The sequence below is a fragment of the Cecembia rubra genome (assembly GCF_003014575.1).
Taxonomy (GTDB): Bacteria; Bacteroidota; Bacteroidia; order Cytophagales; family Cyclobacteriaceae; genus Cecembia_A; species Cecembia_A rubra.
Genome location: NZ_PYGF01000023.1, coordinates 1 through 10,935 on the forward strand (window position 1 = coordinate 1; position 10,935 = coordinate 10,935).

The 10,935-nt window shown below is 36.6% G+C and carries 8 protein-coding genes; all 8 read right to left on the reverse strand.

The features are described from left to right. Window positions 1-210: 210 nt before the first annotated feature. Window positions 211-777 (reverse strand): hypothetical protein, encoded by a 567-nt coding sequence (locus CLV48_RS20270; RefSeq protein ID WP_106569125.1) that lies wholly within the window; start codon window positions 775-777, stop codon window positions 211-213. Window positions 778-929: 152 nt separating this feature from the next. After that, the gene (locus tag CLV48_RS20275) at window positions 930-2,042 is read right to left on the reverse strand and encodes a TlpA disulfide reductase family protein (protein WP_170069064.1); all 1,113 of its coding nucleotides are present in this window, start codon (window positions 2,040-2,042) and stop codon (window positions 930-932) included. A gap of 158 nt (window positions 2,043-2,200) precedes the next feature. Further along, window positions 2,201-2,995 carry a hypothetical protein gene (locus tag CLV48_RS20280; RefSeq protein WP_106569127.1) on the reverse strand — a complete coding sequence of 265 codons (795 nt, stop codon included), beginning with the start codon at window positions 2,993-2,995 and terminating at the stop codon, window positions 2,201-2,203. A gap of 74 nt (window positions 2,996-3,069) precedes the next feature. Beyond that, entirely contained in the window at window positions 3,070-5,235 is a 2,166-nt protein-coding gene (locus tag CLV48_RS20285; RefSeq protein WP_106569128.1) for a metallophosphoesterase, read from the reverse strand. Between the two features lie 146 nt (window positions 5,236-5,381). After that, the gene (ltrA, locus tag CLV48_RS20290) at window positions 5,382-6,602 is read right to left on the reverse strand and encodes a group II intron reverse transcriptase/maturase (RefSeq protein WP_106569129.1); all 1,221 of its coding nucleotides are present in this window, start codon (window positions 6,600-6,602) and stop codon (window positions 5,382-5,384) included. A 738-nt stretch (window positions 6,603-7,340) separates the two neighbouring features. Then, complete coding sequence (gene omp85, locus CLV48_RS20295; RefSeq protein ID WP_106569130.1) at window positions 7,341-8,729, reverse strand: Omp85 family outer membrane protein; 1,389 nt, start codon at window positions 8,727-8,729, stop codon at window positions 7,341-7,343. Between the two features lie 66 nt (window positions 8,730-8,795). After that, window positions 8,796-10,082, reverse strand: coding sequence for a sensor histidine kinase (locus CLV48_RS20300; RefSeq protein WP_106569132.1), 1,287 nt, complete (start codon window positions 10,080-10,082; stop codon window positions 8,796-8,798). Then, window positions 10,079-10,753, reverse strand: coding sequence for a response regulator transcription factor (locus CLV48_RS20305; RefSeq protein ID WP_106569131.1), 675 nt, complete (start codon window positions 10,751-10,753; stop codon window positions 10,079-10,081). The genes CLV48_RS20300 and CLV48_RS20305 overlap by 4 nt, the downstream gene beginning before the upstream one ends. Window positions 10,754-10,935 lie beyond the last annotated feature (182 nt).

Genomic DNA, 10,935 nt, shown 5'->3' on the forward strand with positions numbered 1-10,935 from the left:
CCATCGGAGGGCCTCCCTATTGGTTTCCCAATAGTCCTCCATCCATTTCAAAGCATTCGACCTGCTTTTAAGGTCGATTCAAGTCACACACGGTTTCGGGCTTTGCGTTCGGGCGGGTTTCGGAGCACAAAACTGTCAACCAGCACTGAACTTGAATAGAAGCACAAAGCTCCAAGTTTGCACGTCACCCCGCCTGACGCAAAACCCGTGTTACAAGCTGCCGTTCTTGTAGTCAGTGTTCGTTGCTTCATATTTTGGTCTTTTTCTTACACTATAAATTGTTCCTGCAATTAGTCCTGTCAAACCGCCCAAATAACTGAAGTTGTGCATTGACCCAACTGCTATAAAATTTTTTGTATCAATCAAGTTGTCAGGTAGCCACCAATCTACACCTATGTCTGCGAGATAAAGTTTGCCATATGCAAGTCCAATTAGTCCTGTCGCAAACGCAACAATAACTGTCACGATAATAGCTTTCAAAGTCGTACGAAACATTTGTTTGTTGTCCTTGTGAACCAATCCAACAAGTCCGAGTATTAGACCGATTGGAAGTCCCATCCACCAGGTCGCCATAAAACCTACTGCCGAAACTTCAATTCTAGGATTTGGAAAAATTGCTTCGTTACCTAAGTCCATAAGTCCGAACTGATAGAATTTGAATTTTGTATAATATTCTGGTGAAATTGTGTAAGTCAGTTGGTCGTGTAAAATGCCGTAAAGTCCACCTATGATTGGTGCAAGTCCGATTATTAATATTAATGTCAAAAATTTTTTCAAGTTGTCTGTTTTTTTTTACGGTTGCTTGTAACGGTCCGCAGCTAAGAAACGTGGGGCTTTTCAAAGCGATTATCTGTCCGCCATAGCTAAAGTCAGTTTGGGTAACAATCCTTTCCGTTACCACTGTCCGCCCCATGTTTTCTTAGGTGCTGTTATAAACCGTGATTATTTAGTTCTTCTTTAATTTTATTCTCTAGTTGCTCACCCCTAAGGTCTTTTGCTACAATAATTCCATTGGAATTAATTAGATATGACGAAGGTATTGCCTGAACATTATAAAGAGCCGACATTTTACTGTAACTTCCTTTTTCATAATCCATTACATTAGTCCAAGTAAGCTTATCTTTTTCAATTGCTTTCTTCCATGAAGATATGTTGTCGTCAACTGAAAATCCGTAAATCTCAAAACCATTATCTTTATACTTTTCATAAAGCTTGACAAGCTTGGGGTTTTCTTGCCGACAAGGGCCACACCAAGATGCCCAAAATTCTAACAGGATTAATTTTCCTTCAAATACAGATAGGCTAATCTCTGAGCCCTCTACATTTAAGCCTTTAATATCTACAAATTTGTCACCTATTTCTAATCTTTTATTTTCTATAAATGAATTTATTACTTCGCCCATTTTAGTGTTCTTAAGGTTAGAAGGGAATCTCTGTAATAATTTTGTTAGTTCATCTTTTGTTAGTTGGTTACGCAAAAAGTAGAGTTCTTGTAAAGTGTAAAATGAGGGGGATTCAGTTTCTATACTTGATTTTCTAATTTCAAATATTTCTTTATCAATTTCAGATACAAGGCTTTGCAGTTCTTTAATTTCTAATTCATTCCCTTTTGCATCAGAGTAGTACTTAGAAGAAACTTCATCCGCTAAAGAATCCCTTCGTAATTCAAAATCTTTTTGCATGTCCCTGTATTTAACCATAACATTGTTAAGTTCAGAACCATCAAAATGTGAAAAGCGGAATGAGCCTTTCTTGCCTGTAATATTTGTAATTCCCTTTTCAATGTACAGAACTAACCATTCGTTATCGATGGTGTGTATTCTAGCTATAAATGGTTCATCTACGACTCCTGAAAATTCAAGTCTGTTTTGAAAAACATATTGCGAATCAATCACAAGACCCCTATCTAGGTCGAGTAATTTAAATTTTGTGCTGTCAGCATATCCTTCAATTTCAAAAAATATGTTATAGGTGTTACTTTCTTTTTTTGAGCAAGAAGTACCTATAATGAAGAGTAAAGTGATGGTAATTATCTGTTTCATACAGTTTTTTATCATGGTTTATAACGTTTTGGCGCTTGGCGCAGTGGCGGATTTCGGAGCACAAAACTGTCAATACACCACAATAGTTGATGCGAGGTAGAATGTTCAATTAACCACATCACCCGCCATTGAGCCAAACGCCTGTTACCTGCTGGGCTTTATTTTGTTTTCATTTTTCCAATCAGTCTTTGTTTGTTAAACCCTGCTATTTGAATAATTCTGTCTCGCTTGTTTCTTTCTACAAAGTTTGTATATAAATACCTCTTAATGTATTCTCTCAAGATGCACTGAGCCAAATAATTGTCCTTAACATCTTCAAATAAATTTTCTAATTCTTTAGTATCAATTTTATCATAAAACGTTTTAATAGCGAATGTTACTATTTTGGAAGCTGTAGTGTCTATGTTTGCATTAACTCTGTCAAATAATTCATTTTGGCCTTTTGTTCCAACTGCGAACATTAGATTAGTCATACTATCTACACAAATACGCCACGAAATAAATTGAAGTATATTTCTTACTGTCTTTTCTATTAACTTAACATCTATTTCGCCACGTTTACTTTTCTTTTCTTCTTCCTTTTTCTTTATATCCTCGACTATTGCTTCAATAAGTAATTCTTTGTCTTTTTCTAGCATACCTGAATAGAAACCAAGAAATCTAAAAATGGTATTGTAGGCTGCTTCAACTAGTTTGATAAGTTTTTCCTTTTCAAAGTCACCACTTTGATTCTTTACAATCTGACCAATGATTTTAACCGTTCTAAAGGCTTGATTCATTTCAATTGCCTCAGAAGGTAATATCCCTTCTTCATTATCACTATCTGTATCAACTCTATTCCTTCTTTCAATGGCATCTTTTTTCTTGAGTTCCCTTTTTACTTCTTCTTTTGGGTTTCTGTCTTCAATTATTTCATCTTTGATTTCATTTGTAAACTCAGTGATAAATTGCACAAACTCGTCATCCTTACTTAATGTTAGTGGATTAGCTTTCTCAAAAGGAATTTCACTTGTGAAAACGATACTATCTATAAGAATTTGTGCGCCTTTGAATGGTGAGATAGGAAAATCAAAATATTTGCATTTATCTCTAGATGAATATTGTTACATAAGTCATATATAAGACCTTGATAGCTTTCTATATCTGTTGAAATTTTTTGGGCTATTAGGAAGTAGTATATGTACTTGTAAGAAAAAGTGTAGTATTCATCATCAAATTTCAAAATATTAGAGTTGCAAAGGACACTTAGTGTTTTATCGTTTGTTAATGATTTGTGGCGGAAATATTTAGCTGAATATTCTAAAACAAAGCTGTCAAAATCTTCTCTATTGAAAGGACTTTTCTTCTTGTCGTACATATAAAAAGCAAGTTCCTTGAGAATATTTAGTAAACTCGTCAAAACTGAATCTTTGATTCCTTCTTTTACGAGCCCTGCTTTGATTAAAACTAGGTAGATATTAGCATATGATGTTTGTGAAAAATTTTGCAGATTTTCATCAAGACTTTGTAAGAGTGTCAATATAAAAATCGGATAAGAAGGCATCAACCTATTTCCAATCAATGAATTGATTTCATTAAATCTTGATTTTACTGTATTTAAAATTACTTCTTCTTGGACCGTCAACTTATTTTCACCAATCAAAAGCCATTGCTCAATTAATTCACTCCTCTTTTCGTGACCAAGCGGTAAAAGTTTATATTTAAAATAGTCCTTAAAGCTAGTAGCCTCCTCTGTTACATTTTTTGAACTGTAGGTGTTGTCAGAGGTAACAATAATTACTTCAAAATTATTGTTGAATGATTCTACTAACCGTTTTTTATATTTTGAATTAAGACCTGATTTGTGGAAGTTGTCAAGTAATAGTACTTTCTTGTCAAGTTGGAAAAGTAAATCTACATTTTCACTATCGTATTGCTCCTTTAAAACCTTTTTTACTAATTTCTTGACATCTGTTTCATTACAATATTTACCTCTCAAATAAATAGGAGTAAGCCCCATTTCATAATACCTTTTGTAAAGGACATAAAGTAAAGATGTTTTACCTGATTGGTCAGCTCCCTCAATTAGTATATTTAGATTTTTTTCATTTTTAACCTTTTCAATTAATTCCGAAGAGTTTGGATATTGAGCTACGTAATTGTCGTCTTCAAGTAATGGTTCTAGGTCAGGGTAGACGAATATATCTGATAAAATTAATTTTGGCTTTTTTGAGTGTTTTAAAGGAATACTTAAATCTGTAATTTTTGTTTCAAATTCTTTGTTTAAAATAAATTCCCGTTTAACTTTTTCAATAATTTGATGTTTGTCCTCTGTCTCAACTTTATACGTTTCACCATCAAAATTGAAAGTTTTAATATTTATTGACTTATCAGTTAGGTCTATTTCATAAAGACAAAATCCCGTTTCAGTAATAATATTTTTATCAAAAGCTTTACCACCGCAAAAAACTACATTATTGTTTTTTTGAAGTACTGCCTTAGGATTTCCTTTATCGTGTTCGTGGCCATAAATTACAAGATTTGAGCTATTTATTAAATGTTCTTCAAATCGTTGTTTATTATTTCTTTTTGTATTTGCTGAAAGCCAATCTACTGGATGATGAAAAACTGAGATTACGTATTCGCCATTTTCGTTTTCAATAAATTTATTTTCGGGAATTATAAGTGAACCTTGTTTTTCGTTAATTTCAGTAAGCCAACTTGTATTGTAACAATGGAAAGTAACCTTAAAATCGAGATGTGGTCTGAATTCATATTTATACGATACTAAATTTCTGTCCGACAATTCTGTTACCTCATTTATGAAATCCCAAAAATCAGACTGAACAGCCATAGCGTCTATGAAATAATCTTCTTCATCAACTATATCTGTTTTACAATCATTTAAAATTGATTTTCGAGTTTTCTTTTCGTTGTCAAAACAACAATCGTGATTTCCTGGAACTGCTACGATTTTTATGTTTAATAATTTCCACTTTTCTTTTAATCTATCTGTTAGTCCTGCAACAAAAATTTTGGCGTTTTCAAATTCAGATTTTCTACCAAAATTTACAATGTCTCCGGAGAAAACTAAATATAAGTGTGAAATCTGTTTAATATCATATTCTACAGATCTAACAAGGTTTTCAATTCTATTTGTTAAGTCGTCTTCTTGTATATGTAAGTCGCTTAAATGTAATATTCCAATTTTCATAGTTTATTATTTCTGTTGGTCTTTTAGCCTTGCAGGTAATCGGGTCAGGCAAGGGAATTGCACCCTCACCTTCCCACAGAACCGTGCGTGAGACTCTCACCTCACACGGCTCTTCATGTTTATGAATCGCTTCGGTTCTAATATACCTATGGTTGAACCAATTTCCAATGCTCAAACAGGTTTGGGGCCGACTTGTATTGTTGCTTTAGCCATCTGACTGCCGCCCATTTATATAGTCCTTTCTCCCATTTCACCCACTTGAGTAAACGGTGGTTGAGTTGATTCCATACCTCACGTATGGATTCTCCCCTAAGCTTGTGATAGTAATTGAGTAGTCCCCTGATGACAGGATTCAAACGATTGGCTACTTCCTTTATGGGTTTGCGCCATTTGTGGATTTGCATTTCCCTGAATTTGCCAAGTATTGAAATTTTGGACTTTATACTCACAAATGTCCCAGGTAGCAACATCCCCTTTCCTTTGATGGTCTGCATGGATGCCTTGATCGTGAATCCAAGAAAATCATACTTTCGGGGATATTTGGTCTCTGACCAACCCCGTAGGTTCACAATCTTGGTCTTTTCAGGATGCAATTCTAGAAAGCAGGACTTCATCCGCTGACGTATTTGTCTTAACATGAATTGTGCTTGCTTCTCTGTCCTGCAGTGTACTACCACATCGTCTGCATACCGTTCGAATGGTTTCTCAGGATGATATTTCCGCATCCATTCATCAAAAGCTACATGCAGATAGAGATTCGCAAGTAATGGACTCACTACGCCTCCCTGAGGTGTTCCTCCTTTTGTCTCCTCGAAAAACCCATCTGCCATGATGCCTGCATTTAGCCATCTGGAGACGTACATGGCTATCCATTCATCCTTACAGTAATATCTCAGCGCTTTCATCATCAGGCCATGGTTGATGTTATCGAAGAACCCTTTGATATCAAGGTCTACCACAAGGTCATGCCCAAAACAATTTCGCTCTGATTGTTTCACTGCTTGGTGAGCATTACGGTTTGGTCTATAGCCAAATGAACTCTCGTGGAACAGTGGCTCAAGTTGTCTTTCCAAATGCGCTCTTACTACTTGCTGGGCGATTCGGTCGAGGAGTGTGGGCACACCTAACTTACGGACTCCTCCATCCTTCTTAGGTAGCTTAACTTGCTTGACAGGCACAGGAAAATAGCTCCCTGAGGTCAGTCGGTTCCATAATTTATACAGGTGTGAGGATAGATTGCTGTCTAACTCCTCCCAGTCCATACGGTCTACGCCTGCACTTCCCTTGTTGGATTTAACTTTCTTGTACGCCTGCCACACCATCAGCTTGGTAATTGGTTGCGATTTTGTTTCATAATAGTCTGTCATCCCAATTGTCTTGGTTGTAAACTGGTTTGAAACTAAACATGTCCAGCCCTTCGCTCCGCTCCCGTTACAGGTGTTTCATTGCTACTACGACTGGATCTGCCCCCCATGCCTCACCCAACCACGGGTGCAGGTTTCCTCTCTCGATTTGGCTTGACGGCATGGAGTTCACTTGTTCCTTGAAATGACCTGTACTGCGTTCCTGCCAGCTTAACCCCGGATGCGATGTGGCCAGTATATCCGATCGTCCGCCACACTTTGTCATAGGTACAAACGTAACTACCTATTTTTCACATCGTAATTTGCCTTATCGAGGCTTCGTCACTGGTTCATTTTCATTCAGCTCCATCAGTACTCACCTACAGGGATCAAAGTCCCCGTTTTTCCTTACCGCTCACCACATACTGGTTTCCCAAACATGCAGCGTAAGGTAGTTTGATAGCTGTCTCGGTAAACCGCCATCAGAGGGCCTCTCTATTGGATACCCAATAGTCCTCCATCCATTTCAAAGCATTCGACCTGCTTTTAAGGTCGATTCAAGTCACACACGTTTTGCAGCTACCCGAAGGTGGCGATTTCGAAGCACTTCACTGTCAACCAAGCACAAATGTTGATAGAAGCACAAAGCTTGGTTTAACCACTGAACCGCCACTTTTGGGTAGGTGCTGTTAGGTGCTGGCCTTCTTGTTTTTCGTCCGACTAAGATACTTTTTTTATCTTTAAGTCAGTCGTTTTTGAAGTCTAAAATGCTTGTCCAATACCGAAGTAAAATAATCTGTCTTCTTTTGAATGTCCATAGTCAAATGATAAAACTGTGGATTGATTCCAAGCAATTCTAAGTCCACCGCCATAGGAAGTTTTAATGTTTTTAAAGTTCAAGTCTTGCCAACGGTCTCTTACTGTACCTGCGTCAAAGAACGGTGCTACTCCAACGGCAAATCTTTGCTTTCCAATTTGAGTTTCTGCAAGTCTTACTCTCAATTCTACATTGGTAAACCACATTGAACGAGCCAAAAATCGGTTGGCTCGGTAGCCACGCAATGATTGTCTGCCACCCAATGCGTTGATACTTCCTTCTGGACTCCATTGGTCTTGAAATTCAAAAAACGGAGCATTATTTCCAAAAATGTTTCCTGCTCCAAATCGTCCTGCTAAAACTGTACGCTTGCCAATTGGTAATTTTTGATAGGCTCGTCCTTGGATAAAAAGTTTATTGAAGTCGAATTGTGAACCAATGTATTTACTGGAATATTCATTTGCTATTTCAAAGTAATAACCTTTTGTAGGGTCGGGTTCAAAATCTCTTGTGTCAAAAATCAACGCTGTTTGAATAATGGAAACCCAACCACCGTCAACGCCCGAAATTAATCCGTCTTCAAAATCTCGTCTAAGTAGTGAAATACCGTTTGGTGCAGTTGTGTTTTGTCCTGTAATCGGGTCAATTGCTTCCGCTTGCATTCCTTCAAAAGTTGAATAACTCAAATGCTGTATTTCATAACCACCCATTATCCGCCACTTACCATTTCCAAGTGCATAATCGGCTTTAAGGTTGAGCATATATTCGGTTTCCATAAATCGGTTTGAGAGTGCATCTGTTACAAAATCAGCTTCTCCAACTCCCCCTGGTCTTAAAGTTTTTCTCGCTCTATCAAATTCTCGATAAGTTGAAAAAGTTGTGTTTTCGTCAGATGGTAGGCGAAGTTGTCCGAGCGTAGATTCAGTTAATCCAAAATAAAGGTTGGCTGGATTTTGTTGTGCTTTGAAGTCCACTTTAAATCTCCAACGTGTTCCTTTATAGTAAGGGACATCCAAGTTTAAAATTAATTCTCTTGCATTTGAAGTGTAATAAGCCGCATTTGCAGTAAGTTTCATCAAATAAGGTGTGTAAGGGAACAATGGGTTATCTCGGTTGCCATTCCAATAAATGTTTGTTCTCGCACCCAAGCCAAATCCCGTAACTGGGTCGGAAGAAAAGTCGGGTATTCCTGTGAAAAACGTCCCTTCTCGCTTTTTAGCAAGGTCATCATCAGACATTCTTTTCGATTTGATGAATGAAAGACTGTCTTTTTCTTGTGCCTTTGCAATTGTGATGGAGAACAGAATAATTAAGGTTGCTATGATACGCTTCATAAATTGGATAATTTTTTAATTACCCTGCAAAGCTCCGAAGCGATTTAGAAGAAATTTTGAATTGCCCTAGAAGTTGATTTTAAAAGTGTGTGTGTCCTGCTGAAATTCATAGGCGATTTTCCATTGATGTCTTTTGCATATTTGCTCAGTAATAGCCAATCCAAGCCCACTTCCTGAACTTTCGTCAGAAGTTTTTTTAAACCTTTTGAAAAGCTGTTCCTTTTCTAACGCAACGCTTCCTGAATTGTTAATATTAAAGCCCGATTTACTCAACTTAACTTCAACTGTTCCTTTTTGAAGATTATGTCTTATCGAATTGAGCAATAAATTATTGATAAGAATTTCAAGCAAAACACTATTTCCTGTAACGACACAATCTTTTTCTATTGAAGTATTTACGCTTAATTCTTTATTTGAAAAATGTTCCTGCAATTGCTCCAAGCATTCTTCGGTCAATCCGCTCAAATTTATTGTTTCACTATCATCAAACTGATGGTTTTCTATTTTGGCAAGCAACAATAGATTTTTGTTAATTCGAGAAACCCTTGTCAAAGCTTTATTGATGTCTTCAATTAGTTGGTATTGCCTTTCTGTTAGTGCTTCTTTTTGCAGAAGTATGTCCAATTTGTTTTTGATGATTGCCAACGGTGTTTGCAATTCGTGAGAGGCATTTTCGGTAAACTCTTTCTGCGAATTATAAACCGAAACAGTGTGTTCGATTAATTTATTCAAAGCCACATTCAATTCTTCAAACTCAAGGATAGATGATTTTTCAAACGAAATATTTCTTTGAGAATTGAGATTAAAGGATTTCAGTTTTGTTAAAGTATTTCTAAAGGGTTGCCATAACTTGACGGATAATCGTCTGTTAAGAATCAAAAAACCAACAACCAAAATCAGAAAAAACAAAAAGGTTAGAATAGCGATTGCAACAACGGTTTCTTCGGTTTCTTCAACATTGGTTTCTACGGTGAGTAAATAATTTTGTCCATTTATTTCAATCACTCTCGAAAGCCCACGAAATCGGTCAATATCTTCGTGAGTTACATAAGGGTTTTTTCTTAAAACAGTGTAGGTGCTGTCTTTTCTTGCATTGTCAAGATTGGTCTTTTGCAGATTGGTTCCCGGTTGAATTTTGTTCCAAAGCACTATGCTTTGATTCAATTCGGTTTCAGATAGTTGTAATTTATTGAGTTCGTTTTCCGTTCTGTCAGCAACAATTTCATTATGTTCATCTAATTCTCTTAGCCAAATGCTGTCCACCAAAAAATAATACGCTGGAACACTTGCCGCTAATACAATTAAAGCGTAAATGGTAAATGATTTTAGTGATTTGTTTAATAATTTATTCATCCTTCCCATTTATAACCTGTTCCGTAAACAGTTTTCAAATAATTATCGCAACCTGCTTCGTTCAATTTCTTTTTTAGGTTTTTGATATGAGCATACACAAAGTCGTGGCTGTCCAACATATCAGCAAAATCGCCTGAAAGATGTTCAGCCAAGGTGCTTTTTGAAATTACTCTGTTTTTATTTCCGACAAAGTAGAGCAATAAATCAAATTCTTTTTTGGTCAGAATAACGGGGTGATTATGAACGGAAATAGTCTTTGCAAGTAAGTCTATTTCTAATTCATTTTGTCGAACAGTATTTGAATTTCCAAATTGTTTTCTACGGATAATGGAGTAAATCCTTGCCGCTAATTCCGAGAGATGAAAAGGCTTTGTCAAGTAGTCGTCTGCACCAATTTGAAGTCCTTTTATTTTGTCGTCTAATGCGTTTTTTGCAGAAATAATAATTACTCCGTCTTGTTTGTCTTGTCTTTTGAGTTCTTCTAAAATATTCATTCCGTTGCCGTCTGGCAACATAATGTCTAATAAGATGCAGTCGTAATGAAATGAATTGATTTTCTCCAATGCTTGATTATACGCTCGGGCAAACTCACACAAATAGTTTTCTTCCGAAAGATATTCGGAGATGCTGTCGGCAAGTTCGTTTTCGTCTTCTATAATCAGTATTTTCATTTGTCAAAGTTACCAGTTCAATTTTGTAGAAAATTTGAATTTGGTTGTCGGTTTGTCTCGGTGGTGTCGTTCTTTAGGCTTGCACCTAATCGGGTCAGGCAAGGGAATTGCACCCTCACCTTCCCACAGAACCGTGCGTGAGACTCTCACCTCACACGGCTCTTCATACCAATAACCACTAA

What these genes read in the sequence shown, in the direction of transcription:
- CLV48_RS20275 (WP_170069064.1), bottom strand. Translation starts at nt 2,042, where the DNA reads ATGAAACAGATAATTACCATCACTTTACTCTTCATTATAGGTACTTCT.
- CLV48_RS20305 (WP_106569131.1), bottom strand. Translation starts at nt 10,753, where the DNA reads ATGAAAATACTGATTATAGAAGACGAAAACGAACTTGCCGACAGCATC.
- omp85 (WP_106569130.1), bottom strand. Translation starts at nt 8,729, where the DNA reads ATGAAGCGTATCATAGCAACCTTAATTATTCTGTTCTCCATCACAATT.
- CLV48_RS20285 (WP_106569128.1), bottom strand. Translation starts at nt 5,235, where the DNA reads ATGAAAATTGGAATATTACATTTAAGCGACTTACATATACAAGAAGAC.
- CLV48_RS20300 (WP_106569132.1), bottom strand. Translation starts at nt 10,082, where the DNA reads ATGAATAAATTATTAAACAAATCACTAAAATCATTTACCATTTACGCT.
- ltrA (WP_106569129.1), bottom strand. Translation starts at nt 6,602, where the DNA reads ATGACAGACTATTATGAAACAAAATCGCAACCAATTACCAAGCTGATG.